Source organism: Photobacterium malacitanum (assembly GCF_900185615.1).
GTDB lineage: Bacteria > Pseudomonadota > Gammaproteobacteria > Enterobacterales > Vibrionaceae > Photobacterium > Photobacterium malacitanum.
Genome location: NZ_FYAK01000002.1, coordinates 596172 through 622901, shown reverse-complemented (window position 1 = coordinate 622901; position 26730 = coordinate 596172). Strand labels below are relative to the sequence as shown.

The 26730-nt window shown below is 37.2% G+C and carries 27 protein-coding genes; 15 read left to right on the top strand and 12 right to left on the bottom strand.

The genetic code is table 11. The features are described 5' to 3' along the window. Window positions 1-274: 274 nt before the first annotated feature. Window positions 275-2329: an EAL domain-containing protein gene (locus PMAL9190_RS07980; RefSeq protein WP_087844675.1), complete on the top strand. Its 2055-nt coding sequence runs from the start codon at window positions 275-277 to the stop codon at window positions 2327-2329. A gap of 100 nt (window positions 2330-2429) precedes the next feature. Next, on the top strand, window positions 2430-2693 hold the full coding sequence (locus PMAL9190_RS07975; protein WP_087844674.1) for a DUF2960 family protein: 264 nt from the start codon (window positions 2430-2432) through the stop codon (window positions 2691-2693). Window positions 2694-2756: 63 nt separating this feature from the next. On the opposite strand, the gene PMAL9190_RS07970 is transcribed toward PMAL9190_RS07975, so the two are convergent. Together PMAL9190_RS07970 and rarD are read right to left on the bottom strand one after the other, a co-directional pair. Further along, the gene (locus PMAL9190_RS07970) at window positions 2757-3125 is read right to left on the bottom strand and encodes a nucleotide pyrophosphohydrolase (RefSeq protein ID WP_200813387.1); all 369 of its coding nucleotides are present in this window, start codon (window positions 3123-3125) and stop codon (window positions 2757-2759) included. Between the two features lie 93 nt (window positions 3126-3218). After that, window positions 3219-4124: an EamA family transporter RarD gene (gene rarD / locus PMAL9190_RS07965; protein WP_087844673.1), complete on the bottom strand. Its 906-nt coding sequence runs from the start codon at window positions 4122-4124 to the stop codon at window positions 3219-3221. A 345-nt stretch (window positions 4125-4469) separates the two neighbouring features. On the opposite strand from rarD, the gene PMAL9190_RS07960 reads away from it, so the two are divergent. Both PMAL9190_RS07960 and PMAL9190_RS07955 read left to right on the top strand, forming a co-directional pair. Further along, complete coding sequence (locus PMAL9190_RS07960; protein WP_060998406.1) at window positions 4470-4823, top strand: DUF2750 domain-containing protein; 354 nt, start codon at window positions 4470-4472, stop codon at window positions 4821-4823. Window positions 4824-5468: 645 nt separating this feature from the next. Then, the gene (locus PMAL9190_RS07955) at window positions 5469-5828 is read left to right on the top strand and encodes an NlpC/P60 family protein (RefSeq protein WP_087844962.1); all 360 of its coding nucleotides are present in this window, start codon (window positions 5469-5471) and stop codon (window positions 5826-5828) included. 33 nt (window positions 5829-5861) lie between these two features. On the opposite strand, the gene PMAL9190_RS07950 is transcribed toward PMAL9190_RS07955, so the two are convergent. The 3 genes from PMAL9190_RS07950 to PMAL9190_RS07940 form a co-directional block, all read right to left on the bottom strand. Continuing rightward, window positions 5862-6410: a thioredoxin-like domain-containing protein gene (locus PMAL9190_RS07950; RefSeq protein WP_087844672.1), complete on the bottom strand. Its 549-nt coding sequence runs from the start codon at window positions 6408-6410 to the stop codon at window positions 5862-5864. Next, window positions 6410-8512, bottom strand: coding sequence for a protein-disulfide reductase DsbD family protein (locus PMAL9190_RS07945; RefSeq protein WP_087844671.1), 2103 nt, complete (start codon window positions 8510-8512; stop codon window positions 6410-6412). The genes PMAL9190_RS07950 and PMAL9190_RS07945 overlap by 1 nt, the downstream gene beginning before the upstream one ends. Before the next feature lie 292 nt (window positions 8513-8804). Further along, complete coding sequence (locus PMAL9190_RS07940; protein ID WP_087844670.1) at window positions 8805-9350, bottom strand: hypothetical protein; 546 nt, start codon at window positions 9348-9350, stop codon at window positions 8805-8807. A 506-nt stretch (window positions 9351-9856) separates the two neighbouring features. Here PMAL9190_RS07940 and PMAL9190_RS07935 point away from each other — a divergent pair. Both PMAL9190_RS07935 and rimK read left to right on the top strand, forming a co-directional pair. Next, window positions 9857-10321 carry an ATP-dependent zinc protease family protein gene (locus PMAL9190_RS07935; RefSeq protein WP_060998410.1) on the top strand — a complete coding sequence of 155 codons (465 nt, stop codon included), beginning with the start codon at window positions 9857-9859 and terminating at the stop codon, window positions 10319-10321. A gap of 5 nt (window positions 10322-10326) precedes the next feature. Next, window positions 10327-11229, top strand: a complete 903-nt coding sequence (gene rimK, locus PMAL9190_RS07930; RefSeq protein WP_060998411.1) for a 30S ribosomal protein S6--L-glutamate ligase — start codon at window positions 10327-10329, stop codon at window positions 11227-11229. Between the two features lie 73 nt (window positions 11230-11302). Here rimK and PMAL9190_RS07925 read toward each other — a convergent pair whose 3' ends face one another. Both PMAL9190_RS07925 and PMAL9190_RS07920 read right to left on the bottom strand, forming a co-directional pair. Next, the gene (locus PMAL9190_RS07925) at window positions 11303-12832 is read right to left on the bottom strand and encodes a phospholipase D family protein (RefSeq protein WP_087844669.1); all 1530 of its coding nucleotides are present in this window, start codon (window positions 12830-12832) and stop codon (window positions 11303-11305) included. 221 nt (window positions 12833-13053) lie between these two features. Continuing rightward, window positions 13054-14076, bottom strand: coding sequence for a Preprotein translocase subunit SecY (locus PMAL9190_RS07920; protein ID WP_200813386.1), 1023 nt, complete (start codon window positions 14074-14076; stop codon window positions 13054-13056). A gap of 468 nt (window positions 14077-14544) precedes the next feature. Between PMAL9190_RS07920 and PMAL9190_RS07915 the strand changes: the two genes are divergently transcribed. Beyond that, a complete protein-coding gene (locus PMAL9190_RS07915; RefSeq protein ID WP_087844667.1) occupies window positions 14545-14838 on the top strand; it encodes a hypothetical protein in 294 nt (97 codons plus the stop codon). 227 nt (window positions 14839-15065) lie between these two features. Then, window positions 15066-16130, top strand: a complete 1065-nt coding sequence (gene ansB, locus PMAL9190_RS07910; protein ID WP_087844666.1) for an L-asparaginase 2 — start codon at window positions 15066-15068, stop codon at window positions 16128-16130. A 75-nt stretch (window positions 16131-16205) separates the two neighbouring features. Here ansB and PMAL9190_RS07905 read toward each other — a convergent pair whose 3' ends face one another. Then, entirely contained in the window at window positions 16206-16988 is a 783-nt protein-coding gene (locus PMAL9190_RS07905; protein WP_065166948.1) for a DsbA family protein, read from the bottom strand. A 287-nt stretch (window positions 16989-17275) separates the two neighbouring features. Between PMAL9190_RS07905 and aphA the strand changes: the two genes are divergently transcribed. Continuing rightward, window positions 17276-17995, top strand: a complete 720-nt coding sequence (gene aphA, locus PMAL9190_RS07900) for an acid phosphatase AphA (protein ID WP_087844665.1) — start codon at window positions 17276-17278, stop codon at window positions 17993-17995. A gap of 85 nt (window positions 17996-18080) precedes the next feature. Here the strand turns inward: aphA and PMAL9190_RS07895 are convergent, their stop codons facing one another. Then, entirely contained in the window at window positions 18081-18437 is a 357-nt protein-coding gene (locus PMAL9190_RS07895; RefSeq protein ID WP_065176993.1) for a DUF333 domain-containing protein, read from the bottom strand. Window positions 18438-18702: 265 nt separating this feature from the next. On the opposite strand from PMAL9190_RS07895, the gene arfB reads away from it, so the two are divergent. The 3 genes from arfB (at window position 18703) to PMAL9190_RS07880 (ending at window position 20708) form a co-directional block, all read left to right on the top strand. Further along, window positions 18703-19116, top strand: coding sequence for an alternative ribosome rescue aminoacyl-tRNA hydrolase ArfB (gene arfB, locus PMAL9190_RS07890; protein ID WP_087844664.1), 414 nt, complete (start codon window positions 18703-18705; stop codon window positions 19114-19116). 166 nt (window positions 19117-19282) lie between these two features. Further along, the gene (locus PMAL9190_RS07885) at window positions 19283-19726 is read left to right on the top strand and encodes a hypothetical protein (RefSeq protein ID WP_087844663.1); all 444 of its coding nucleotides are present in this window, start codon (window positions 19283-19285) and stop codon (window positions 19724-19726) included. Window positions 19727-19820: 94 nt separating this feature from the next. Next, window positions 19821-20708, top strand: coding sequence for an aspartoacylase (locus PMAL9190_RS07880; protein WP_087844662.1), 888 nt, complete (start codon window positions 19821-19823; stop codon window positions 20706-20708). A 76-nt stretch (window positions 20709-20784) separates the two neighbouring features. Here PMAL9190_RS07880 and PMAL9190_RS07875 read toward each other — a convergent pair whose 3' ends face one another. Genes PMAL9190_RS07875 through PMAL9190_RS07865 form a run of 3 tightly spaced genes read right to left on the bottom strand, consistent with a single transcriptional unit; the run spans window position 20785 to window position 23755 of the window. Continuing rightward, entirely contained in the window at window positions 20785-21558 is a 774-nt protein-coding gene (locus PMAL9190_RS07875) for an ABC transporter ATP-binding protein (protein WP_087844661.1), read from the bottom strand. Then, entirely contained in the window at window positions 21558-22604 is a 1047-nt protein-coding gene (locus PMAL9190_RS07870) for a FecCD family ABC transporter permease (RefSeq protein ID WP_087844660.1), read from the bottom strand. The genes PMAL9190_RS07875 and PMAL9190_RS07870 overlap by 1 nt, the downstream gene beginning before the upstream one ends. Next, a complete protein-coding gene (locus PMAL9190_RS07865) occupies window positions 22604-23755 on the bottom strand; it encodes an ABC transporter substrate-binding protein (RefSeq protein WP_087844659.1) in 1152 nt (383 codons plus the stop codon). The genes PMAL9190_RS07870 and PMAL9190_RS07865 overlap by 1 nt, the downstream gene beginning before the upstream one ends. Before the next feature lie 295 nt (window positions 23756-24050). Between PMAL9190_RS07865 and PMAL9190_RS07860 the strand changes: the two genes are divergently transcribed. The 3 genes from PMAL9190_RS07860 to PMAL9190_RS07850 all read left to right on the top strand — a co-directional run bounded on the left by PMAL9190_RS07860 (window position 24051) and on the right by PMAL9190_RS07850 (window position 26509). Continuing rightward, window positions 24051-24752, top strand: a complete 702-nt coding sequence (locus tag PMAL9190_RS07860) for a DNA alkylation repair protein (RefSeq protein WP_087844658.1) — start codon at window positions 24051-24053, stop codon at window positions 24750-24752. A 129-nt stretch (window positions 24753-24881) separates the two neighbouring features. After that, window positions 24882-25532 (top strand): DNA-methyltransferase, encoded by a 651-nt coding sequence (locus PMAL9190_RS07855; protein ID WP_087844961.1) that lies wholly within the window; start codon window positions 24882-24884, stop codon window positions 25530-25532. Window positions 25533-25582: 50 nt separating this feature from the next. Continuing rightward, complete coding sequence (locus PMAL9190_RS07850; RefSeq protein WP_087844657.1) at window positions 25583-26509, top strand: LysR family transcriptional regulator; 927 nt, start codon at window positions 25583-25585, stop codon at window positions 26507-26509. The last annotated feature ends 221 nt before the right edge of the window (window positions 26510-26730 follow it).

Here is a 26730-nt window from a genome sequence, read left to right as displayed (position 1 = left end):
TTATTTACTTGTGATTTTTAAACTTATCCACTGTTTCTGTGTATAACTTTGGGAAAAATCGGTAAATGTTGACAAACGGTATTAGGTCGTTGGTTTTTTTATATAAATTTAAACAGTATATTGAACAATTTCGACGTATTTTTCTACCTGTGACCGATTTTTAGGTCAAATTTCTTGGCGTACTATTTAAAAGTGTTAATATTTAGTATCAATCAATGCTATTAGTTATGGTAATGCTTTAGTATAAGTATTCAGTATAGAAGCCGAAGATATTATGCCAATTTATAAAGCAATGTCTCATTTATCTGCAAATAAATATCTTGTCGCAGTTTCCAATGTTTTTTTAATGGCATTGCCATTAGTTTTGATTTCAACATTCTGCGAGTTGATTGCTCTTATTTGTGAACATTTTAAATTTAATGACTTTGGAAAAATAACTCAAGAGGTTGGTCAAGCAACAAGAGTTATCATTCCTTTGCTGATTAATTTTTATTTAGCGACTTATTTATCAGCCGTTAAGCGGATTCCAAAGAGTGCGACGATAGCAACCTCATTAACGGTGTTTTTTATCGTATCTTATCAATGGAATTTAATTTCACCATTAATCCCTCTGCCAAATAGTTTTTTGGTTGCATTGCTTTCAGCGTATATCTCTTGTGTGGTTATAGCGAAACTTAAAAATATCAAATTATTTAGACTCAAATCTAATCAGTCATTTATTGATATATCGATGAGTATGTTAGCTGGTTCTATCGTTACTATTTTGGCTGTATTATCGATAAGTTTATTAATTAGAAAATTGTTTGAGCAAGCATCGTCATTTTTTTCAGGGTCATTGATACCTCAATTAGATCCAACGTCATTTTTCGATGGTCTTATTTATGAAGTGTTACGAGGTTTATTATGGTCAATAGGTGTTAATGGTCACAATATTTTACATGCCTATAAGGCTGAATTGTATAATATTACCAGTATAAATATTACCGAATGGCATAATTATGGTGTTGATTTAAATATTTTAAGTACTAATTTTTATGATTTTTTTACTGGTATTGGCGGCAGTGGTAATATGTTAAGTTTAGTTATTTGCATGTTATTATTTGCCAAAAGTAAAGGTTATAAAATATTGGCAAAATCAGCACTTATACTGTGTATTTTCAATGTTAATGAGCTAATCTTATACGGTATTCCTGTTATTTTTAACCCGATTATGATTATTCCATTTTTAGTCGTTCCTGTAGTAAGCTTTATTATTGCTTATGGTGCTATTTATTTTGGGGTTGTTCCACCATTAAGTGAAATCCATAGTTGGTTCATGCCGCCTTTAATTAGTGGTTATATGGCAACAGGAGGAGCAATTTCTGGAGCGTTACTACAATTATTATTAATATGTATTGGCATTGCTATATATTTACCTTTTTTTAAGCTCATGGATAAGCGCAGTTTAGGTATTGGTGTTTCTGATATACTATCTAATCGGTTATTTACTAGCGACGAAATTGAATCAAAAACACGTTTAACCAGTTTTATTCCATCACTACATAGTAATCTTATTGCACAGCGGAATATTGAAAAACTTCAAAATAGTGGTGAGTTTATTTTATATTTTCAGCCACAAGTAAATATCGAGAATAATCGTATTGCTGGTTGTGAAGTTTTACTGCGTTTTAAAAACAAGCAAGGTGAAATTTTACCACCGACATTTATTGAAGATTTTAATCAATTAGGTCTGATGCCAGAACTTGATTTTTGGGTGTTAGATAAAGCTATAAAATCGGCTGAACGTTTTATTGTAGTTAATCCTGATTTTGTGGTATCGATTAACATCTCACCGAGTACTGTTTTATCAAAGAATTTCGTTGATATAGTTAAAAAACGTATCATTGAAAGCGAGTTATCTTTTCAGCAGATAGAGCTTGAATTTACCGAGGAGTTATTAATTCGTGATGAGAAAAAGGTTGCTGAGATCATCACTGAATTACAAAAATTGGGTGTTTCTGTTGCCTTAGATGATTTTGGTACTGGTTACTCATCACTGGCATATTTATCACGTTTTGAGTTTGATAAGCTAAAGATTGATCGCTCTTTAGTATTGAATCTTGATACGCAGCGCGGAAGAGAATTATTTAAAATAGCCGTTCAATTAGGCAAAATAACCCACGCTGATATTGTGGTAGAAGGCGTAGAGCAATTGTCAGAGTTAGAGTTTATAGCATCACTCGGTGTGCGCTATATTCAAGGTTTTTATTTCTATAAGCCGATGGCAGAGGATGTATTGTTTCAACGTGGTTTATTAATGCCACAACAGTGCGAAGTGGTTGATAATTAACACTCACAAAAGTAAATCGTTATTTGAAATACGGTTCTACTTCCATATTGAGCACTTATACGGTAAATTCGCTCTCCTTTTATGCTCTATTGGGGACGTTATGTCACGTACTATTGTTTATACCTATAAAGAAGAAGAGAAGCGTTTAATTTTCTCTTTTGATACACACCGTAACATTCATGAAGCGGTAGCTGCTGCTGAAGGTATCGACTTAACGGCCTTTTTAAAAATGGAACAACAAGTCGAAGCAGTATCTACGTGCAGTAAAGCTGGACGTGAATATCGTGATAGCTATTTCCGCAAGTTAGGCTTTGGTAAGATTGCACTTGCAAAGAAAGAAAACCGCGGCGTCGGTGAGAAATAAATGATTTAAAAAAAGCTGACCATGCGTCAGCTTTTTTAATGGTCGAATTTCAAATGTATATCGTTAGTCTAATTCATTATATTTTTTAGCAGAGCCGTAGCATTTATCAATCGGATATTTGGCAGCGTTTTGGTGCATCTTTTGTTGGCATGCTTGCATTACGTCAATATCACATTTATCCGCTAAACGTAGTAAATACATCATCACATCCGCAATTTCTTCACTTACATGTTGTTTTTTCTCTGCTGATAATTGTTGGCTTTGTGCTGGCGTTAACCATTGAAAAATTTCGGTTAATTCTCCTACTTCACCGCTAAGTGCCATCACTAAATTTTTGGGTGAGTGAAATTGTTCCCAATCTCGTTGCTGGGCAAATTCAGTGAGAGCTGATTGTAATTGTTTGATGTCTGAACTAATGGTGGAGGTGGTCATTATAATTATCGATATTGTGGCGTTTGTAATAGCATAAACGTAAACATCGTTAGAAACACGATGTTTACGCTAGGGGCTAAAACTGATGGATGTTTAGTGAGTGGCAATAGAGATTTTTTTACGGCGAGAAAATGGTGGTAATGCTTCTAGTGTGCAAAAGATCAATCCTAGCCAGATCAAACTAAAACTGATGGCTTTGGTATGATCAAAGACCTCACCAAATAAGAAAACGGCTAATAAAAACTGTAGACTTGGCTCGATATATTGCATTAAGCCAACCATCGTCAGGCTAGTACGATTTAACGCTAAGGCAAAAAAGATTAATGGTGCTACGGTAACTGGAGCAGCTCCGGCATATAATAAAAAAGTACTTGTGCCAGAAGATAGTGCAATGCTATCACCATTAAAATATAGCCAGATCATATAGATAAGTGCAAATGGTGTTAGTAGAGCAGCTTCAATCATGACCGAGGTTAGTGCATCATATTTTATGTATTTTTTGGTTAAGCCATAGACTGCAAAAAAGCTACCCATAATTAAAGATAGCCAAGGTAATTGACCATACTGCCAAACTTGATAACCAATGCCAAGAATGGCCAAAATAACAGCCAGCATTTGTGCTTTAGAGAGTTTCTCTTTTAAGAAAAACATCGCCAGAGCAATGGCAAACAAAGGATTAATAAAATAGCCTAAACTGGCCGCTAATACTTGATCATGGGTAATGGCCCATGTGAAAGCGTACCAAGACACACTCATGATCACACCGGCAAAACCGCACATAGCTAATGATTTTTTATCCGCTAGTATGTCTTTAATTGCAGGAATAGGTTGGCGAAGTAACACCATCACAATTAACATGACAGGTACAGAAAATATCAGCCGTAATGCAAGTAACTCATTAGTATTTGCTTGAGGTAAATATTGGTAATAAAGCGGCAATATTCCCCAGAGAACGAATGAGAATGCAGCAAGCATGTTACCTGCTCGATGTGATTGCATGTTGTTAACACCTAATGGTAAAAAATGATTATCGGTCTCAATATCATTGCAATATTAAGAAGCTGTTTTGATGAATGATCATAAGTGGCGCTCAGAGCCTTGGATACCATCCTGGTGTGAAGTGATAACATTCGCGGCTATTTTGTCATTGTATTTTTATAAGTCAATATGCGCTGTGAAGAAAAATAATAGTGGCTATTTTTCATTTTATCGGGGTATATAATAAGTGTTCACTAAATAATAATGCTGCTAGGGTGTTTTTTTTGATAAAATATCTAAGTAGAGTAAAGGTTGATATATTTAACCAATAAATTCATGTTATGGCATTTTAATTGAGAGAAGATAATGACTAAATTAACTGCAGATATTCAAGCCAATAAAGCTTTATTCGTAACAGAAACACAAGCAACACGTATTGTTTGGAGTCTTCGTAACGAAGAGGGTGATTGGTTGTCTGTTGCCTCTTCTGAATTTGAAGACTCTGAAGTAATGCCATTTTGGTCAAGTGAAGCTGATGCTAAAGTACAGTGTGCTGATGAGTGGGCAGAGTTTCAACCAAGTGAACTACCATTAGATATTTTCCTTGAAGATTGGATGCTGACTCTAGTTGAAGACGGTGTTTTAGTTGGTCTGAACTGGAATGAATCACTTGAAGGTGTAGAATTAGAGCCTTCAGAAGTGGCTAAACTTTACCTATAATTGTTTTATTTAATATAAAACTGACTCTGTGAATCAATATCAATGTAGATGTTGTTATTATCACAAGGTTTATATTATTGATAATAAAGATAATTACACCGTGGTGTGAATTAGCTCTAAGATTAATAATAGCGATGTTAAATCTCTCGTATTTAGTACAGAAAGATTTACAGTAAGGATAGATGACATTTCATCATGTTTGTCTCTTCTATTGTGTTAATTTGGCTTACGCTTGGGCGTAAGCTTTTTTTTGCCTATTTTTCGTTGAAATGTATCTATTTGTTTATATAGAAGTATTTACTATTCTTTAATGGTATGATTATTTATGCATTGATTAAATGCACGTGATAAAAAGAACGACAACAATTGAATCAACACCACAGTTATTGGATGTGATTTACGTTAGTATGTTATACGTAGTGATAATATTTCGTTGGTTGTGTTGAGTATATTTATTTCTATCGAAGGATTGCAGGATAAATCGTGAAGAACGGATTTTTTATAAAAAAAACGATATTACAGGTATTAGTTTTATTAGCGGTGGTAGGGTGTTCATCTGCTTCCGTTAGTGATAGCCCCCTCGAAAAATCGCTAACGCCAGTTCCTAAACAGACATTATCCCAGTCATTACCCGTTAATAATGGTATGTTTGATGGTGTTTATCATACTTGGAAGGGGACTCCATATCGTTACGGCGGCTCATCAAAGAAAGGGATTGATTGCTCGGCTTTTGTGCAGGTCGGATACTCAAGTGTTTATCAAAAAATGCTCCCTAGAACGACATTAGAGCTGGTAAAAAAAGGTAAACAAGTTAAACGTCATACAGCGAAGGAAGGGGATTTAGTCTTTTTTCGTACAGGACGTAATTCACGCCACGTTGGGATTTACTTAGGTAATTCAGAGTTTTTACATGCATCTCAATCAAAAGGGGTTATTATTTCGCGATTAGATAATCCTTATTGGAAGCGGCATTTTTGGCAAATACGTCGATTAGATAAATATTAAAAAGAAACCCAGCTAATTCGCTGGGTTTTTTTATTATTTCATATCAACCCAGGCTAAACGGGCCAATAATCCAGGCGGAGTAACTAATCCGGCCGTGGTACTTTGAATTTTACCATCTTTGATAATTAAAAGAGTCGGTGCTCGTGATAGTTTCCACTCTTTAGTTAGCTGATTGCTATTATCATTGACGACAGGGAAATCATAGCCTTTCATATTTAAATAAGCGTGCAAGCGACGATCATCCCCTGATCGCATTGCGATGGTCACTATTTTAGTATTTAACCATGATTGGTTATTCAGCCAATTAATCATTGGTGACACAACTTTACAACTGCCACACCATGTTGCCCATACATATACCAGCACTGTTTGATCATAACTGTCTTTAAATATATTGACTTTTTGGCCATCAATCGTCGTAAAAGTAGGTTGAGTGGCTGATATTTGCATTTGATTTAAATGACGATTACGCCATGCTTCTAATGCTGTTGTTGCAATGGTAAACATGATCATAAAAATAATGATACTTTTGATCCACCCTCGCCATTTATGGCGAGGTGTTTTATTGGTATTTACTGACATTATTTTCCTGCTTTTTTGAGTGCGTCAAGTACGCTGTCACTGGATAAAATTACTGGTAATTCAATACCTTTTGGTGCATTAGGACCATAAACAATATTAAATGGCACTCCAAAACGCCCATGAGACTGTAAAAAGCCAGTCACATAATCAGATGGTTTGGTCCAATCACCACGCATTAAGACGATATTTTTATTATCCAAGGCTGAATAAACAGGCTGTTGCAAAATAACACCCATTTTGTTGGCTTTACAAGTAATACACCATTGGGCCGTGACGTCGACAAATACCGTTTTACCTTGTGCTACTTCTGTGGCGATTTTTGCCGTATCTAATGGAATCCAATGATGATCTGCTGGCAGAGGGGTCGCCCATTTATTAGCGGTGAGGCTACCTGTAAATAAACTTGCACCAGCACCAAGTAACATTACCGCTAAGGTAATAATGACGGTTTTACGGCCTTTTTTACGGCCTAATAACCATAAAATAGTGACCAATATAAGCGCACCTAATCCCCACACGATGGTTGCATCAAAGAAACTGGTCATTAAGCTTAGCAGCCATACTGAGGTTGCAAGCATCATTAAGCCAAACAGTGTCTTAACACGATCCATCCATAGCCCTGGTTTAGGCATTAATGTCGCGAGTTGTGGGAACATGGCGATCAGTAACCAAGGGGCAGCCATACCAATTGCAAGTGCCGTGAAAATAGCAAACAAGGTCACTAAATCTGCGCCAAGTGCAAATGCAACAGCAGTACCTAAGAATGGCGCGCTACAAGGTGTAGCAAGTAACGTTGCAAACATTCCCTGAATGAAATGGCCTAAGTGAGAATTATCACCTTTGGTTGCTAACCAGGTATTGGTATTGCTTGAAAGGCGAATTTCAAACAAGCCCAGCATATTGGTACCAAATAGCACCGTAATTGCCACCATTACACCGATAAACCATGGACTTTGGAATTGAATACCCCACCCAAGTGCTTGGCCTGAGACTTTCATTGCTGCAAGAAAGGCTGCTAATAGCCAAAACGAAACAATTATTCCAGCGGCAGAGGCTAAAAATTGGGTACGAATCTGACGACGTGCTAACCCTTGCGCAGAGATAACACTGCTTAGTTTCATACCTAATACTGGTAATACACACGGCATAATATTAAGGATTAAGCCACCTAATAAGGCTAATCCAATAATTTTTAAGAGGTTGCTACTTGTACTTGGAATGTTAACGGGTGTATCTGTTGCCTTTGCTGTCACTTCAATCGCAGTATTATGATCGCCGATAGTGATATGCAGCGGTTGGCCTATTAATTTTGGAGTGCCAAACCAACTGGTAACCGGCAGGGTTGCGTAAAGCGTATTGCCTTTTATGGTTGTGGTTGGTTTTAGAAATGAGGTGTCTTTAGCTGCTTGAGTATCACCATCAATGATCACATCAGGTTGTTGCCATCCCATAGTATTGGTTGCAACAACCGTCACTTCCTTTTGTGCTTTATTATAAGAGACAGTATCTAACGTAACATTTGGTGATGGTTTTGGTACTTGGCTTTCACCTTTGTTATACAAAAACATCGCTTCTGTCGATGGCATTAGCTTACTTGGAGTAAAATCGAATGAAAGCTCGTAGTCGGTGAGTACACAAATACTGGTACATGATGACATGGTTAATTTACCAGCAAGGAATACTGGCTTATTCATATCTTTAACATGAATCGAAAGCGGGAAGATAACGTCGTGCTTATAGCCCAGTGTTTCAACACCTAAAAACTCATAGCGTTTAGGTAACGGCCACTGCCAATCTACTTTAGCAATGTTAGATGACATCTTCCAATCAATAGACGGTGCGACACCGCCTTCACCCGGTGAACGCCAATAGGTTTTCCAATCAGTATCAAGTTTTACTTCAAGGAGCCCCTGAACAGTTTGTTTCGCTAAATCTTGTTGGCCAGTAAGCATTAACCTTACTTCAACAGGCGGGTGCTGAGGATTTTTAACCCATCCCGTCGTATATTGAGGTGTTGCCGCGGCACTGGATGCAAAGGTAAGCCCAAACCCAGAGATGAGTAAGGCAAAGGTAAAATAGAGATACTGGTATAACGTTTTCAATCTAGAGCTCCATGTGAACAACGTGCAAAGTGACATTATTTAACGTTGTTCAATATATGATTCTTTATGGTTGGCCAAGGTACTATCGATAACAGTACTCTTTATAACGGCACTATTTAGGTGTAAAGCGAGCAGTATTTATAACATTACTCATAAGACCGCTATTAAAGAGATCTTATTGCATTAAAAATAACAATGACTGTATTGTCGGTAATTTGTGGCGTTAGAACAAGTCAGTAGCGGGGTAAAAGACACCGGTTATGTCATTTTAAAGTTATAAGATATAACGCAGTTATACTTTTCTGAACAGTTGCTTGATACGCGTACTAAAGTTCGGCTTATTATGGTTTTTTCCCAAGTAGTATGATTGCATAAATTGGCATCTTAGTGACTCAACATCAGTGCTAAACTGATCCAAAGACTGATCGTGTTCGCCGTTAATAATACGGCTTTGGATTTCTGCTTGTTCATTGCTGTAACTGTAATCAATGTCGCAGGCGCCTTGTACCATTAACCATAAATGCGTTAGAGCAACGAGATAGTGTTGATCTTGATTGGTGAAGCTATTGGCATGATCACCAAGTGTGCTGTCAAAAACAGCCTGCATTTTTGTAGCGGCAGCATGTTGATGTAACCATTGCTGATGCGCTTGTTGGTGGTGTAAGGTCATAAAGCCAAGCAATAAATCTAATGATGTACTATCTGGGCGCTGTAATCGAACACGCTCAAAATGGGCTGATGATGCTGAAATAAATTGTTCTAATTGCTGCTGGGTCGATGCATCAACAGATAAATTGGCCATGCCAAGTAAGAATAATTGTTGTTTTAGTTGTGACATGTCTATTGCGTCTTATTTGTTAATAGTGAAAGTGCAGTATGGGCGCATGGTGTAATGAAACAGATTTAAATTAGATGTGTAATTGATTGGTTTTTATAAATATAAGTCATAAAAATGGTCACTGATATATGAATCTTATTTTAAGTGCTGCTAATTTTGGACTAGTGTTTATGTTGTTGTGATCCTGTTAGGAATAAAATCAGGATTTACATGTAAAAACTTATTGCCTAATGACATGAATAAAAAATCTCATATGGCTAATTTGTGGTAATATATAGCAAGATGACACTAAAAAATAGTCATCGAATGATGGTTTTATCATCGTTATTAGCACTGACTCAGGTCAATTCAGTGCTCAGTTTTGTTAATGACTTCCTTATTTATAGATAACCGTTTAAATCGAGTACAGCCAGTTATGTATAACCTGCAATTATTGATGTCAGTTATATGTACTTTATTTCTGTAAGCTGTTTAGGTTAGCTATTAAGGACGTTTGGGTTATTGTAATGATAAATAAAGAAACAATTGTGAATAAAAATAATAAATTTATTGTTGGTTGGCGCGAAGTTGCCGCTTTACCTGATCTTGGTGTTGATGATATTCATGTGAAGATTGACACAGGTGCTCGTAGTTCTTGTCTTCACACATTTAAAATTGAAGAATTTACCCAAAATGATGAATTATGGGTTAAATTTTGGCTACACCCTATCCACAATAATACCGATATTGAACAGGTTTGTATGGCTAAAGTTGCTGACAAACGTGTTGTAAGAAACTCAGGTGGCGATGAACAATTGCGCTACTTTATTGTTTCAACTATTGATTTTAATGGTCAACAATGGCCAATAGAAATATCGTTAACGAGTCGTGATAACATGGCATTTCGTATGTTGCTTGGACGAACCGCTATGCATGGTCGTATCATTGTAGATCCAGAAGCTTCTTACCTAATTCAAACCAAGGAAAAGTAATAGTAATGAAAATCGGTATCTTATCTCGTAATCAGTCATTGTATTCAACGTCTCGCCTTATTGAAGCGGCAGAGCAACGTGGCCATGAAATCAAGGTGATTGATGCACTTCGTTGCTATATGAACATTAACTCACAAAAACCATCAATTCACTTTAAAGGTGAAGATTTAGTGGATTTTGATGCAGTTATTCCTCGTATTGGCGCATCAGTAACATTTTACGGGACAGCGGTATTACGTCAGTTTGAAATGATGGGCGTTTATACAGTGAATGAATCGGTTGCGATCAGTCGTTCTCGCGATAAATTACGTTCAATGCAGCTATTATCACGCAAATGTATTGGTATGCCTGTAACGGGGTTTGCAAGTAAGCCTGATGATGTTAAAGATCTTCTTGATATGGTAGGCGGTGCGCCTGTTGTTATTAAACTGCTAGAAGGCACACAAGGTATTGGTGTTGTTCTTGCTGAAACGCGTAAAGCGGCTGAAAGTGTTATCGAAGCATTCATGGGCCTAAAAGCTAATATCATGGTGCAGGAATACATTAAAGAGGCTGGTGGTGCAGATATTCGTTGTTTCGTGATTGGTGATAAAGTGATCGCAGCAATGAAACGTCAAGGTGCAGAAGGTGAATTCCGTTCTAATCTTCACCGTGGCGGTAGTGCTGCTTTAGTTAAAATCACGCCAGAAGAGCGTAAAACAGCCGTAGCTGCAGCGAAGATCATGGGTCTTGGTGTCGCGGGTGTTGACTTACTGCGTTCTGATCGTGGTCCACTAGTGATGGAAGTTAACTCATCACCTGGTTTAGAAGGTATTGAGAAGGCAACCGGTAAAGATATTGCTGGTATGATCATCGAATATATCGAAAAGAATGCATCGAAAAAGCCAACTACACGCGGACGTGGTTAATACCAAGCGTTTTGATTAGGTAAATAAAAAGGCGTCCGTTGAACGCCTTTTTTATTTGCTATTATATATTCAATTAAAGCTGATTTTCGATAGGTAGTACGCCAGCAGCCCAAGCTCCCATCTTCAACCATATGCTACTGTCTGGCTCAGAGGTATATTGCTCACCTGTTACGTCGTCATTCCATACAATGTCACCGCTCTCATCAAGAGATAGACGGTAAGCTTCTTTTAACATTGCGTCACTGATCTGGTTATATACTTGACCAGAAAATGCTGGAGAATCAACAATCACACCTAGCTCTGTATTTAAATATGCTGAGCGAGGATCAAAGTTGAATGAACCAACAAAAATTTTAGACTTATCAATAATAAACGTTTTTGCATGTAGGCTAGTACGCGAGTGACTGAGCCATTTGTGTTTTGTTTTCTGCCCAGGTTCAACTTTTACTTCATACAGCTTAACTCCACCTTCTAGCATGATTTTACGGTACTTTGCATACCAGCCATGCACGGCAAATACATCATTAGATGCTAGCGAGTTAGTGACGATAGTAATGTTTTTACCGTTCTTAGCTGCTTGTGCTAATTCTTTTGCACCTTCTTCGGTTGGTACGAAGTAAGGAGAGACAAGAAAGAAGTCGTGATCTGCTTTTGCAATCATTTCTGATAGCTCATGTAGTAATAGATCATCTTTACTGTTAGCGACTTTGTAAGGTGTATCGTATAGCAGTTCAGCGTCAGTCCAGAATAATGGCAGAGTTTGATTGATTAATTGTTTAACCATCGGATGGTTTTTCAATGAGCGCGCGTAATCTGTCGTCATGTATTTAAGCTGCGCTTGTTTCCATTGTGTCAGCTGCTTTGGTGTTGGCTTATGGGCAGAACTTACCAGCGCTTCAATCGGGGTTGCTGGTTTGCTGTTCCAGTATTCATCAAATTGACGTGAAACCTGAGGAATTATTTTGCCAATCATTAATAAGTCAAAATCGCCAAATTCAACGTTATCATTGGCAGAAAAATATTCATCACCAATATTACGTCCGCCCGTAATTGCAAATACACCATCAGCAATGATGGATTTATTATGCATTCGACGGTTAAGTCGATCAAAGTCAGTCAAAAAGCCAAGAGGTTTAAAACTGCGATTGCCAAAAGGGTTAAATAAGCGGACTTCGACGTTAGGGTGTGCAGAAAGACTCGCTAAGGCTTGGTCATCACGATTCTGCATATCATCGAGTAATAGACGTACGCGTACACCACGCTCTGCCGCTTGATATAAATACCACGTTAGTAGGTTACTGGTCGCATCATCACGGTAGATATAATATTGCACATCGATAGTTTTTTGTGCGCCTTCAATAACAGCTAAACGAGCAAGAAGTGCTGCTTGACCGTCACCAAGTGGGTAAAAACCTGTTTTATCAGGATTTGCTTGGGTATAAGGTCGCGTATGTTGATAAAAGGGAGTAGTGTAGTTATCAACATTACTGTAAGTCGATGTTTTTAAAGTTGATAGTGGTTGTGCACATCCAACTAATGTTAGTGCGCTAGTCGCAATCAGTGAATGCGTAAATAATTGTTTGAAACGATTAAAAGTAATCATTATAAAAAATTAGGTCTGAAAAAAGTGCCGCGATTTTACCTGTAATTATATATTTGTGCTTTAGATAAATAATCAAATACCTATTTTTGATTACCATGTATGTTTATTTGGAATAATTAATATTTTTCATGTCATTGTTGACACTTTTTAGGTGTAAAAAAGCCCAAAATAAAATCAATATTTTGGGCTTTTGCATATAAGAAACACATTGAGTCTAATAATTAACTGGTTACAGTATCAGTACCATGCCATTGATAATGGTTATTGGGTTTTTTACTCACGATACCTTGGGTTAATAACTCATGGAAAATCGTATCGACTTCATCAGTGGTAAGTTTCAGTAATTGACTTACCGCCCGTTTACTGCAATTCACTTGATTTTTAGAGAGTGCTTCAACTGCTTGTTCATAGGCCGTTTTCGGCGGTTCTGGCTCGGCTTCTTCGACAATAATTTCATCTTCATCATTCACATCAGCAATCGATGAGATGCCAACAGCAGAGGGATCAAAATGCGTTAATAGCTGCGGCTGATCCTGAATATTGTAGCCATTAACTGACAGTAATTGCTGGCGTTTAAATTGGTAGCGGAAGCGGTTTTCCTCACCAATCAAACCAACAAAAAAAGCAGCAAAGAAATCAAGCAGTACGGATAAGAAAATAACTAAACCAAGCTGAGCGGTTTGATTACTGACATTGAATGTTGTTGCTAGACTGTCAATTAATCCAAGTACTGAACCTTGACCCACAACAGGCGTTGTATCACGCTCAATAGCAATTTGTTGTTGTTGCTTGCGTAGCTGTTCGTTTTCTTTTTGAATACGAGTTACACCAGAAGCAATGCGCTCCATTTGGATATACTTCTCAGCGGCAACATTATTGAGATCAATTTGCTTTTCAATAGCTTGAATTTGCATATTAAAGGCATTGATCTTACTTTGCTGCACGTTTGCTTCACTGTGTGCCTTATTCGTTGCGCTATTAATGCCACCAACAGAGCCACCGATAGAGATTGCAGCTAACACGGCATAAAATGTAAAAGCGGTAAGGGTACCGGTGTAATTACGGCGTGCTTTGCGTTCTCCAACCTCATACCACGCAAAGAATTTACCCAACTCAAAAATGACAGCTAAGCCGCCAAAGAGGAATTTCATCAGTGGGTCATCATCAATAGATAAAAACAACAATAGTGAGAACACGATTGATGCAAGAATAGCAGCACCAGTGAAGCTATAAACACTCCACATGGCGAAAATCCCTTTAGGGGAACGAACGGGTATATTTTGGTTGAAATGCATAAAAATGTCTAAGTAAGGAGCATTTGTTCAACTGGTCGCATTATAGCGACAAGCATATAAAAGATGGATAGGATACAGTAAAACCCTTGTTAACCCTGTATAAAAAGTGAAGCTCAAAAACCTTGTGAGGGTAATTTGTACTGTATGTCTGATGTTGCTCAAATAATGCCCTGAAAGTGTAAAATAAAAAATCATTATTAATAAATTCTAACATATCTGTATATTAGCATGTTTAATCTTATCGCTAGTTAATAAATAATCACTAGTAATAAATTAAGTGGTGGTTATTTAAAGTATCTTTAAGTCGAAGCACGATAATAAGATGATAATAGATATGCGATTTGGTTGGTTAATAACCGTTTAATGTACATATTATATTTAATAAATAAGCCTTGTAGAGCCTTAAGTGTCTATTTTATGTCTACACTTAAAGGTAATAATTTTAACGAGGTACGTGCATTTATGTTTTATGCCAGTTGTCATCAGCGTCGCGATCAAGCACAAAACGTCAACGATATTGCTATCTTTGAGCAACCGATACCTAAGAATATGATTTTACATTCAACATTTGTTTATATCGAAGAGGGCTATTTTCAGTGTTTATGGGAAGCAAGTGATGTTGATATCATTCAACACTATATTACAACGACATTAGGAGATGTATGTTTGCATGATTATTATAGCGTTGATCCAATAACCGCCATCGCATAATTGATTCATTAGTCATAGTAATGCGCGATCTTATATATAAAATAGGAATAAGCTTTTGTTATATAAGTGTTTATCTTTTGTTGGCTTTTGTGGGCGCAGTTACTCTTGTGTGATTGTGGTCACTAGGTGTGTGCATAAACAGTGATATTTAGCGCAAAAAATTATTCTATTAATAATACTATTTACACCATAAATAAATTTTAACAATATAACTTATGGTGTGAGTGATGAATAAAAATCCTATTCGTGTGGCAATGCTAATTGCTGGTTTATGTGCAAGTTCATTAGCTATTGCGGCTAATGACTTACCTAATATCAAAATATTAGCCACAGGCGGAACAATCGCTGGCGCTGGTCAATCAGCAACAGAATCTGCTTATACATCAGGTCAGGTTGGGGTTGATTCATTAATTAAAGCGGTACCTGCAATGACTAAAATTGCAGATATAACCGGTGAGCAAGTCGTTAATATTGGCTCTCAAGATATGAATGACCAAGTGTGGCTGAAGTTATCTAAACGAATTAATCAATTACTTGCCCAAGATGATGTTGACGGTGTTGTGGTTACACATGGCACCGATACCATGGAAGAAACAGCTTATTTCCTTGATCTTACCGTTAAAAGTGATAAGCCAGTGGTGCTCGTTGGGTCTATGCGTCCATCTACAGCTGTTAGTGCTGATGGCCCTGCTAATTTATATAATGCTGTTATTACTGCTGTTGATGAAGACTCAAAAGGGCGTGGTGTATTGTTAGCAATGAACGATACAGTATTAGATGCACGAGATGTCACCAAAACCAATACTACTGCTGTTGATACTTTCCAATCGCCAAACTTTGGACCGCTAGGCTATATTCACAATAACGATGTTACCTACCAACGTGCGCCAGAGCGTCATCATACAACAGCAACACATTTTGATGTCTCCAAATTAACCAGTCTACCTAAGGTGGGGATTGTTTATAATTATTCAAATGCGTCGCCATTGCCGGTGACAGCGTTAGTTAACGCAAAATTTGATGGTATTGTCAGTGCTGGAGTTGGTAACGGGAATATGTATAACGCTATTTTTGATGAATTAGCAAAGGCAAGTAAAAACGGCACTTTGGTTGTGCGTAGTTCTCGAGTGCCAACAGGATCAACGACATTAGCGGCAGAAGTCGATGATGCAAAATATGGTTTTGTTGCAGCGGGTACGCTTAATCCACAAAAAGCACGGGTTTTATTAATGCTGTCGCTAACTCAAACCAAAAATTATCAAGAAGTTCAACAGATGTTTAAGTATTACTAAATGTATTAATAAGCAAAAAAACACAACAAGACAGATATCTGTCTTGTTGTGTTTTATGCGTAATGTGAGCCACTATTATTTAGTGCTTGCTTCTACGTCTTTAATTGCTTTAGCTAACGCATCAGGGTTGTAGCCATTAATAATATGGATATTATCTGCGGTGATGTTGTTGCTTGGCATAACAATCAGTGCTGGTGTACCTTGAAAGCCGAGCTTGCTAAATAACTCAAAGTTATTCATAAAGGTATTGTTAGCATTAAATTTAGAGACATCAACCCCAACACTGGTGGCGATAGTGTTGATATCTTGTTTGGTTAACTTACCTTCATCTTTACCTGTTGCAAATACAGCATTGTGGTATTTGGCATAAGTAGCCCCACCTTTTTGCTGGTAGATCCAATTACCCATATCAGCGGCATATTTTGAAGCTTCCCAACGCGATGCGAAAATAGGTGTTTCTTTAAAGATGAATTTCACCTCTGGGTTTTTAGCTTCTAATTGTTTGACGGTATCAGCAATTTTAGAACAGTACATGCATTGGTAATCAAAGAACTCGATCACATTGACTTTTGCATCTTTAGGACCGATAAAAGGTGTTGTTTTATCTTTTAGAAGCTGATCAGCATTGGCAATAACAGCTTGTTTAGCATCATTTTGTTGTGCTTGCATTTGCTGTTGTTGCAATGTTTGTGAAGCTTTTACTAATACTTCAGGATGGCTAATAATATATTGGCTGGCAATTTGTTCAATTTGTGCTTTTTGTTGAGCCGTAAACTCGCCATTGTTATTAACTGTTGTTGTTTCATTACAGCCGGTAAGTAATGCACCTAGCATAATAGGTAGAAGCAATTTTTTCATTTTATTATCAATCACTATAAATATTTATTGGGTTAGAGTAATAATAGAATAAATTAGTTCAATCTGTTTCAGTAAAATGTTAGTTCTTAATAATTATAATAACGCGTATGACTATTGTTTTATAAACATATAAATTATAAATGTAACGTGGGTGTATTATTTTGCGTTTACTTTTTGTGGATCTTATATTCCAAATAAAATAATGGTTCAATGTGATAATTGTCACTTTATCTGAAGTGATGAATAGTTAAATTATTAATTCAATTTTTTTGATGATTTATTCTAAAATGAAAAAGACATTTACTGCGATTACGCTTTCCTCTTTATTGGCTTTAAGTCTTGTTTCTAGTTCTGCAATGGCAGAGCCAAAAGTACCAGCAACAGAAACAGGTTACAGTACTATTCAGTTAACTCAAATGGGTCAACCTAAGAGTGTTCACTGGGTTACTGTTGATCAAATTGCTCAGCAGCTTAAGGGTAAACCACCAATGGCTGTTGGTTTTGATATTGATGATACAGTATTATTTAGTTCTCCTGGTTTCTATCGCGGTAAACAAGTTTTCTCTCCAAACAGTTTTAGCTATTTAAAAAATCAGAAATTCTGGGATAAAATGAATTGTGATTGGGATAAGTTCAGTATTCCTAAGAAAATAGGTAGAGAATTGATCGCGATGCACCAAAAACGTGGCGATGATATTTACTTTATTACTGGTCGCGATCCATCTAAATGTGAAATTACAACCCAATATTTAAAAGATGTCTTTGGCATTAAAAATATGCACAAAGTTATTTTTGCAGGTTCAAGTAAAACAACCAATACTAAAACGCCATATATAAAAGCAGATAACATTAAAGTGTATTATGGTGACTCAGATGGTGATATTACCGCAGCACGTGCTGCTGGTGCTGTTGGTATTCGTGTAATGCGTGCCGCAAACTCAACTAACCGTCCAATTGCTAAAAATGGAATTTATGGCGAAGAGGTTGTTGTAAATTCTCAGTATTAATTACAGTTATTAAATGTAGTTTAGTGAATATAAAAATGCTCAATCTATGAATAATAGGTTGAGCATTTTTTATATACTATATTAATTAATATACCTTTGGGTGTTTGGGTTTTTTCTTACAAGTACCATTATAAAATTTCTTTAAATCACAGCTTGTGCCTTGCTTATTAAAGTGACAATTAGAGCCAATTGCTGTGCCTTTATGCTTTACGCAGTATTTGATCCATTTCTCTTGTTTTGGTTTTGATGATGAACACTGACCCTTCTGAAACGCCCATTCATCGCACATCTTTCCGCTAGGTAAACGGCAATAACCTTGACCATCAACAAGCACTGATTTACCGCCATGGTTAACGCAATAAATAGATGCTGGGTTTCCGTGAGGCATTGCAAAAGCAGAACTGGAAACGATTAGCGATACTAAGAATAATAATTTTTTCATGGAATAACCTTGATGTTGTTTGTGAATCACTCGCAATGGACTGATCATAATTAAAAACACCGTTCAAATGTCAGTAAAATGCAAGCTTTGTAAATAGTGTTAGTGGGTTGTGAGTATTTATTAATGGAATCAGTCGTGTATCAACAAAAAGAAATTAATAACGATAGAATACAAGTGAGTGTTTACTTGTAGATTGGACTGATTTGAGCAATCTATGTGGTAATATAAGATTAATATAAATACAGCCTTGAAGGGGTAAATATCGATGCTAGTGATTTCTAATTCAGTCACCTTAGGTGATTGGGAGATTGAATTAACCGCAATTCGAGCTCAAGGTGCGGGTGGGCAAAATGTTAATAAAGTATCAAGTGCTATCCACCTACGGTTTGATATAAATCGTTCATCACTGCCTGATTTTTATAAAGAACGTTTACTGAAGCTATCTGATAGTCGTATAACGAAAGACGGTGTTATCGTGCTTAAGAGTCAGCAACATCGAACTCAAGAAATGAACCGTGAAGAAGCATTGTCTCGATTAAAAGAATTGATTCAAAGTGCGATGGTGATTCAAAAAGCGCGTCGAGCAACGAAGCCCACCAAAGGTTCTCAAGTACGCAGAATGGATAAAAAGAATCAACGTGGTAAAACCAAACAATTGCGTGGCAAAGTGCAAATATAGCTGCAAATAAGCGCCGCAATCACCACTGTTAGCGTAAGAAAATATTTTTGTGATATTGGCTGCATAATCACCTTAGTTGTTAGTCGCTGCTGTGACTATCTATTAATATCTGACAATATTGTACCGCGGCTAACCGCGATATTTGCTAATTAGTTGGTGAACAAGGATGTTTGAAAAAAAGACGCTACAATTATTACAATTGTTTTATCGAGAGACAGAACGTGTACGTTTATTGGATGTTGATCAACTGCCGCCATTAGGTGTTGAATTACAGCAAGTGATGAATCAATGGCTTGAGACTAAACGTAATTTTCAACGTGATGAAATATGCGAGCAGTATTGGATCAAAACCTGCAGTGCGGGCTATATCACCGAATTACGGTTACATGCTGATGGCTCTTTAGATGAATATACACTGTTTAATCGTATGCATACTCAAGGACATTGGCAGTTAGTCGATGGGGTTATTGAAATTGAAATAATCAAAGGAGATAACCGTTATCGTTGTGCCGTATACGCTAATCGCTATGTTAACATCCATTCCGCTATAGAATATAAAAATGATCAATTGCATTCCTATTTGAAATTGGCGCAAACTCGGCCAATTTAGGGATATCTAATCGCTTTTTTGTCTGATAAAGACGCTTCCAATAGCGATTAAATTCAGTACACTAAAATGAATGACTGAATATTAGGACACACGGATGAGTAAAATAAAAACAGTAGCAGTGGTTGGTGGCACTCACGGTAATGAATTTAGTGGCATTTACTTATTACGTAAATGGCAGCAATCAGCCGCATTAGCCCGTGATAGTTTTAGCGTTGAAACGGTATTTGCAAACCCTAAAGCTCATAATGATAACAAGCGTTATATTGATCATGATTTAAACCGTCAATTTAGTTTGGCTGACTTAGCTAATAATGAGCTAGCAAGTTACGAACAAAGTCGAGCCAAAGCAATTAATCAACAAATTGGCCCTAAAGGGGACGCTAAAGTTGATTTTATTATCGATTTACATAATACCACCAGTAATATGGGTCCATCGTTAATTTTATTGCAGTCTGATCGCTTTAATCGCCAATTAGGCGCGTATGTAAAAATGCACATGCCTAATGCGGTGATTGTACTAGAGGATCATACTTCCATTGAGCAACATCATTTCTTAAGTTCAATCGCACCTCAAGGGGTGATTGTTGAAATTGGACCTCAACCTCAGTCAGTGATCCGTCAAGATGTGCTTGATTGGATGGATGAAATGACCAAGCATATTCTAGATTTTGTGCATTTATATAATACTGATGAACTGTTACCGTTAATTCCAAGCTATGAAGCTTTCCGTTATCATGAAACGCTATCATTACCGTTAGATGAACAAGGGCAACGTATTGGCATGGTGCATCGTTCTGTGCAAGATAATGACTTTGAACCGCTGCACAGTGGCGATCCAATCTTTACCTTATTTGATGGTAGTGAGGTTTTCTGGAAAGGGGATTATGAAGCCTTTCCACACTTTATCAATGAAGCGGCGTATTACGATAATAATTTAGCGATGTCTTTAGCAAAAAAAGTGCAGATCTCGACACTCGATTAATTATAACTGTTAATTGATATGAAAAACCTCTATCTGGGTGATGCCAATAGAGGTTTTTTATATAAGTGATTAAAAATCAAGCGCGCATAGGCGCTGTATTAGCAGATGATCTCACCACCACAATTGGACGTTCATCAATAATTGCCACATGCGAATCAACATCAAATACTGAAGTAATGAGCGCAGGAGTAATGGTTGCAATTGGGTTGCCATAAGCAAACAGCTGACCTTGATGCAATGCAGCAACCTTGGTTGAATATTGAATGGCTAAATTAAGATCATGGATAACCATCAATACACAGGCTTGGTTTTGTTGAGCGTATAGTTTCACAAAATCAAGTAGCTTCATTTGGTTATGCATATCAAGTGCTGATGTTGGTTCATCAAGAATAAGCACTTTAGGTTGATTAACTACCGCTTGTGCAAGTCCTACCATTTGGCTTTCACCGCCAGAGAGTTCAGTACATATCTTATTGGCTAAATGTAAAATACCCATTTGCTGTAATAATAGTAAGCTTTTCTCTGCACTGTTTGCTTTGGCAAATAAAGAATGCGACCCCATATTGAGGGTGGTAATTAATAATTCAACCACTGTGATGGTGGCAGAAATACGGTGATCTTGGGGTAAATAGCCAATGTTATCTAAACTCAATGGCTTATCATGTAATAAAATTTGCTGCGAATGCTGACGTAAATTTTGAGTAATATGTCGCAGAAAGGTTGATTTCCCTGCGCCATTTTTACCAATAATCGCCACCATTTCTCCTGCTGTGATAACAGGCAGTGATAGGCTATCTAAGATTGTTTTATCACCAAATGTGACTGAAATATCATTAATTGTAAGAGCCATTAGAAACGCCCATCTTTTTTAATGATCAAATAGACAAAGAAGGGAATACCAATGATCGACATCACTACCGTTAACGGCAAAATAATGCCCGGCATAATGCTTTTACTGGCGATAGAGGCGAGTTCAAGTAACACAGCGCCGATAAGACAAGATGCAGGCAGGAAATAACGTTGATCTTCGCCTAACACCATACGGGCAATATGTGGTGCAACTAATCCGACAAAACCAACAGCACCTACAAATGAAACCGCGAGAGAGGTGATAACAGAGACTAATAATAGGGTTTTGATACGCAGCCGCTTAACGTTTACTCCCATTGCTTGAGCACGTTCGTGACCAATCTTAAGGGTTGATAATTGCCAAGCATCTTTCATCATAATCAACAGCACAAGCGGTAACACAATTGCAAGCACAGTAATTTTATCCCAACTGCCGCGATCAAGAGATCCCATTTGCCAGAATACTAATGTTTGTAATTGAGTTTCGCTGGCAACATATTGCATCATGGTCAGTAAGCTGTCGTAAGCAAACATCACCGCAATACCAAACAGCATTACCCCTTCAATAGAAATTCGCTTTACTGATGAAATCGCAGCAATTAAAAATGTGGTTAATAAACACATAATAAATGCCATCAATGCGATTTGATATTGGGCTGGCACGAAGGGGATCGTGATGACATTAGTGATCACCAATGATGCGCCAAATCCAGCCGCAGCCGAGACACCAAAGGTATAGGGATCAGCTAAAGGGTTATTTAATGTGGTTTGCATTTGTGCGCCTGCTAACGCTAAGGCGGCCCCGATTAAGGGCGCCATTAGTGCCATTGGCATTCGAATATTCCACACAATGATTTTGCTGGCAATATCACTGGTTTGAGGATGAATCAGGGCGTGAATAACTTGAGTAAAAGTCAGTCCTTGTGAACCAATAAAAATATCAGCAATGACACACACAATACTCAGCACTAAGAAAATAGCCAACGCCACTTTCTTATTACGGTTACGAGTATTGTGGGTGTTTAACTCAAGTAACAATGCGTTCATTATTGCATTGCCTTAAAGTTATTCTGGCCAAAGTCGCCACTGACAATACGCTGCCCAAATTGCTTGTTCATTTCTTCAAAAGTGTGTTGTGGGTGTAAGTTTTTAAATACGTTTGGATGGATCCATTTCGCAAAATATTCCATCGCGACTAAGTTATAAGGTGAATTATAAAATGGCATATAAATCGAATAGACATTATTGGTTTGATAAGCACTAACAGCTTGTAACCAATCACGATCCATTAATGCTTTAGTGGCTGTTTTTATCGCAGTAGAATTCGGGTTATAACCTAATGGAATGCCATGAGTGGGCTGGCCTTTATCGTTAATCCAACCTGTGGTCTGCATTATGTATACATCAGGACGAGCGGTAATCACAGTTTCTGGTGACATCTGACCTGTGATCGCTCCTTTAAGTGGTTTATCGGCAATATTAATCGCTTTTAAGAATGGGACGTAAGCCCCCATATTACCGCCAGCAAAGGTACGACAACAAGAATCACTGTAACCGGCTGCACGTTCAATAAATACCCGTTTAGGGGCTAGGTTCGAGTGCTGAGCTAGGGTTTGTTCGAGTGCAGTAACGTGATCGAGATAGTAGTGTGCGAATGCTTGTCCTTGTGCTTCTCGGCCAACAGCTTTAGCCACTGTTTCTACCGATTTTACCGTATTTTTGATAGGGTTTTCACGAAAATCAACTGCAATCACTTTAATGCCTGCCGCCGCTAATTTTTTTAATAAACCGTTATCTTGAGCTAATTTAATATTAGATAAATCAACGATAAATAAATCTGGTTTAGGCTTTAAATTAATGAATCGTTCTGCATCAAATTCCCCTGACTTTATGAGGCCAATTTTTGGTACGTGTTGTAGTGACGGATAGTGTTTTACATAGTTAGCGTACATGCTTGGTGCGGAAAATTGCATATCATCACGTGCAGCGACAAGATGCTTAGCAGCGTCTTGTTGATAGATGATTTCAAGTAATGGAAAAATGCGACTGGTTGATAGCGCAATATTTTGTGGCTGGTGGTCAAAGGTAATAGTACGTCCAGCTACGTCAGTCACTGTAACAGGGTAGGTAGCAGCAAAAGAGGTCAGTGGACAAAGAGTAGCTGCACAAATTGTAAGGATTTTTAGCTTAATTTTCACGACGATACCTGTAAAGAATAATTTTCACGAATACTAATGAGAATGGTTATTATTTTGAACTGCAATAAATGCAAACTTACAATTCAAATATAAATGCATATAGTTATCATTCTTATTATTGATGTAGATTACTTGAAACCGTGATAAATGATTTGAGATTTAGGTCGCAATATGAAAAAGTCGAGGAACTTATTTTTATAAGCTAAAAAATACAACAATATTGATTATAAAAAAGTTATTACCATTACTAGCATTAATGCTCGGCAGTAATGAGAAGTAACAAAGAGGAAAGACTATGTCATTAGTTATACCAATGGTTATTCTTATGCAGCAGCACCTAGTCGCTGCTGGCAGCACACTTGTTGCCAAAAAAATGCAGTATGATTTGAATATTCGACAGCCTTTCTATGGCGTTAGTCCGGAAAAGCGCCATAAAATATTCAAACTCGCGCAAGCACATACCACAATAAATAACGTTGAGGACTATCAGCGGTTATTATTATGGTTATGGTCGGGTATTTATCGGGAAGAGCGTTATTTAGCTTTAGATGCAGGTGAATATTATACCGATTATCAAACATTAGCATCTTTTGATATTTATCTTGAAATGTTAGATACGGCTGATAATGTCGATATTTTAGATCGCCTTGCGAGTAACTTGATAGGTAAGGTGATACTACAACATCGAGATTTAGAACATTACCTTATTCAATGGCGAGAGTCAGATAACGTATGGCTGAAACGAGCATCATTGCTAGCACATTTACATCATCAGCAACAAACCAATGTAACCTTATTAAGTGAAACTATTTTATATCTTGCTGCTGATAAGTCGATGTTAGTTCAACAAGCGATGGGACAAGTATTAAATGCCTACAGCCAAATTGATTTTGATTTTGTTGATAGTTTTATTAAAAATAATGTCGCGCTATTAACGCCGTTGTGTCGACGTGAAGCAAGAAAACTCATAATGATGGTAAATAGCACAGTTAATTAAAATTACAGCTGTTTAAAGGCGTGTTGCTATCTATATTGTGCTTTTTTTGCTAAAACACGTAACCAAATTAACGCCTCATCAATGGTATGGAGGCGTTATTATTTTCTATTGTTTAGTGTGGGTTTTTCAATGCAATTACATCAACAAGACGCAGTCGAATGGCTGTCTTCATTAGCGGATAACAGTATTGATCTTCTGATCACTGATCCTCCATATGAATCGTTAGAAAAGCATCGAAAAATAGGTACTACAACTCGCCTAAAAAACAGTAAGTCATCAAGTAATCAATGGTTTGATATCTTTCCTAATCAACGATTTGAGGCATTATTAGAGCATGCTTACCGTGTATTAAAACCTAATAGCCATTTCTATCTGTTTTGCGATCAAGAAACCATGTTTTACATTAAACCGATTGCTGAACAAGTTGGGTTTAAATTTTGGAAACCGATTGTATGGGACAAAGTCGCCATCGGTATGGGCTATCATTATCGTGCGCGTTATGAGTTCATTCTTTTCTTTGAAAAAGGTAAGCGTAAATTATCAAACTTATCTATTCCTGATGTACTTGAATTTAAGCGTATTTATCGTGGTTATCCTACCGAAAAGCCAGTGCCATTGCTTGAAACGTTAATAGAACAAAGCTCTGTTGCTGGTGAAATTGTGGCAGATCCTTTTTTTGGCTCAGGTTCAACCTTAGTTGCTGCGCAACGCTTACAACGTCAAGCATGGGGGAATGATATCTCAGACGCTGCTCATCAACATTTACGTAGCAGAATATAATCATGGTGATGGTCGTGGCTAGATTTAAATGTTTGATAGGAAAGTAGTAGATGAAAAACTTTGATATAAATTTATTACGCATATTGAATGTATTGCTAGAAGAGCAAAGTGTGACGGCAGCTGCGGCGCGACTGCATTTGAGTCAATCTGCAGTGAGTAAACAATTGGCCAAATTACGCCAAACATTTGCCGATCCTTTGTTTGAACGTACACCTTATGGTTTACGGCCAACACCTAAAGCATTGCTATTATCCGATTCTGTGTCTGATATTTTACAGCAGGTTAATCAGCTGACACGGGCTGAAGTGTTTGATCCAGCGCTGAGTCAACGTCAGTTTCATATTGATCTTGTAGAAACCGCTTATTCATTAACTTACCCGCGTTTTATGCCGCAATTGCTACAGCAAGCGCCTGACATTAGTTTATCTAGCAAAACATGGAATGACGATAGTTTACAGCGTTTATTACGCTGTGAGATTGATTTTGGGATTGGTATCTTTGAGTGGGATGAGCGTTCATCAAGTCATTACCGTCATGTACCGTCATCATTAAATTATATTGAGTTAGCACGTGACTATCCGCTGTGCTTAATGCGTAAAGGCCATCCCGCATTGAGTGAACCTTGGAGCCTGGATGTGTTTTTAAAATATCGTCATTTACAAGTCAGTATTGGTGGGCTAAAGCGATGGTTATTGGATGAGATTTTAGCGCTTGAACATAAAAAACTTGATAATGCCGTTAATATGACCGATTGCTATGCAGCAATAAAACTGTGTGAGCAAAGTGATTTATTGATGTGTTACCCTTCAGTATCAGCATTAGCAATGATTGAGAATACCGAACTTGTTAGTCGTCCTATTCCAATTGAATTAGAACCCGGTGGCTATCTTTTACTGTGGAATAAACATTTTGATTTAGATCCTAGTCATCAATGGTTACGTCAATTAATTACCGATGGCATGGGAATAACAAAATAAAGCCATACCAATGAAAAATTATTGACCATTTTCAATAATATAAGCTACTAGAATATTAGGCTTAACGGTGTATCTTATTCATGTCGATAATTGCTATTATTAAACAAGACAAATAAATAAGAGCGTTATCGAAATAAGAGAAATCTGCAATTTATAACAGTATATTTTTAAATATTTATATTGCATTTTCGTTTTGTTTTGTTAGCTATTGGAATACAAAT

What these genes read in the sequence shown, in the direction of transcription:
- PMAL9190_RS07980 (WP_087844675.1), top strand. Translation starts at nt 275, where the DNA reads ATGCCAATTTATAAAGCAATGTCTCATTTATCTGCAAATAAATATCTT.
- PMAL9190_RS07975 (WP_087844674.1), top strand. Translation starts at nt 2,430, where the DNA reads ATGTCACGTACTATTGTTTATACCTATAAAGAAGAAGAGAAGCGTTTA.
- PMAL9190_RS07970 (WP_200813387.1), bottom strand. Translation starts at nt 3,125, where the DNA reads ATGACCACCTCCACCATTAGTTCAGACATCAAACAATTACAATCAGCT.
- rarD (WP_087844673.1), bottom strand. Translation starts at nt 4,124, where the DNA reads ATGCAATCACATCGAGCAGGTAACATGCTTGCTGCATTCTCATTCGTT.
- PMAL9190_RS07960 (WP_060998406.1), top strand. Translation starts at nt 4,470, where the DNA reads ATGACTAAATTAACTGCAGATATTCAAGCCAATAAAGCTTTATTCGTA.
- PMAL9190_RS07955 (WP_087844962.1), top strand. Translation starts at nt 5,469, where the DNA reads ATGTTTGATGGTGTTTATCATACTTGGAAGGGGACTCCATATCGTTAC.
- PMAL9190_RS07950 (WP_087844672.1), bottom strand. Translation starts at nt 6,410, where the DNA reads ATGTCAGTAAATACCAATAAAACACCTCGCCATAAATGGCGAGGGTGG.
- PMAL9190_RS07940 (WP_087844670.1), bottom strand. Translation starts at nt 9,350, where the DNA reads ATGTCACAACTAAAACAACAATTATTCTTACTTGGCATGGCCAATTTA.
- PMAL9190_RS07935 (WP_060998410.1), top strand. Translation starts at nt 9,857, where the DNA reads ATGATAAATAAAGAAACAATTGTGAATAAAAATAATAAATTTATTGTT.
- rimK (WP_060998411.1), top strand. Translation starts at nt 10,327, where the DNA reads ATGAAAATCGGTATCTTATCTCGTAATCAGTCATTGTATTCAACGTCT.
- PMAL9190_RS07925 (WP_087844669.1), bottom strand. Translation starts at nt 12,832, where the DNA reads ATGATTACTTTTAATCGTTTCAAACAATTATTTACGCATTCACTGATT.
- PMAL9190_RS07920 (WP_200813386.1), bottom strand. Translation starts at nt 14,076, where the DNA reads ATGTGGAGTGTTTATAGCTTCACTGGTGCTGCTATTCTTGCATCAATC.
- PMAL9190_RS07915 (WP_087844667.1), top strand. Translation starts at nt 14,545, where the DNA reads ATGTCTACACTTAAAGGTAATAATTTTAACGAGGTACGTGCATTTATG.
- ansB (WP_087844666.1), top strand. Translation starts at nt 15,066, where the DNA reads ATGAATAAAAATCCTATTCGTGTGGCAATGCTAATTGCTGGTTTATGT.
- PMAL9190_RS07905 (WP_065166948.1), bottom strand. Translation starts at nt 16,988, where the DNA reads ATGAAAAAATTGCTTCTACCTATTATGCTAGGTGCATTACTTACCGGC.
- aphA (WP_087844665.1), top strand. Translation starts at nt 17,276, where the DNA reads ATGAAAAAGACATTTACTGCGATTACGCTTTCCTCTTTATTGGCTTTA.
- PMAL9190_RS07895 (WP_065176993.1), bottom strand. Translation starts at nt 18,437, where the DNA reads ATGAAAAAATTATTATTCTTAGTATCGCTAATCGTTTCCAGTTCTGCT.
- arfB (WP_087844664.1), top strand. Translation starts at nt 18,703, where the DNA reads ATGCTAGTGATTTCTAATTCAGTCACCTTAGGTGATTGGGAGATTGAA.
- PMAL9190_RS07885 (WP_087844663.1), top strand. Translation starts at nt 19,283, where the DNA reads ATGTTTGAAAAAAAGACGCTACAATTATTACAATTGTTTTATCGAGAG.
- PMAL9190_RS07880 (WP_087844662.1), top strand. Translation starts at nt 19,821, where the DNA reads ATGAGTAAAATAAAAACAGTAGCAGTGGTTGGTGGCACTCACGGTAAT.
- PMAL9190_RS07875 (WP_087844661.1), bottom strand. Translation starts at nt 21,558, where the DNA reads ATGGCTCTTACAATTAATGATATTTCAGTCACATTTGGTGATAAAACA.
- PMAL9190_RS07870 (WP_087844660.1), bottom strand. Translation starts at nt 22,604, where the DNA reads ATGAACGCATTGTTACTTGAGTTAAACACCCACAATACTCGTAACCGT.
- PMAL9190_RS07860 (WP_087844658.1), top strand. Translation starts at nt 24,051, where the DNA reads ATGTCATTAGTTATACCAATGGTTATTCTTATGCAGCAGCACCTAGTC.
- PMAL9190_RS07855 (WP_087844961.1), top strand. Translation starts at nt 24,882, where the DNA reads ATGCAATTACATCAACAAGACGCAGTCGAATGGCTGTCTTCATTAGCG.
- PMAL9190_RS07850 (WP_087844657.1), top strand. Translation starts at nt 25,583, where the DNA reads ATGAAAAACTTTGATATAAATTTATTACGCATATTGAATGTATTGCTA.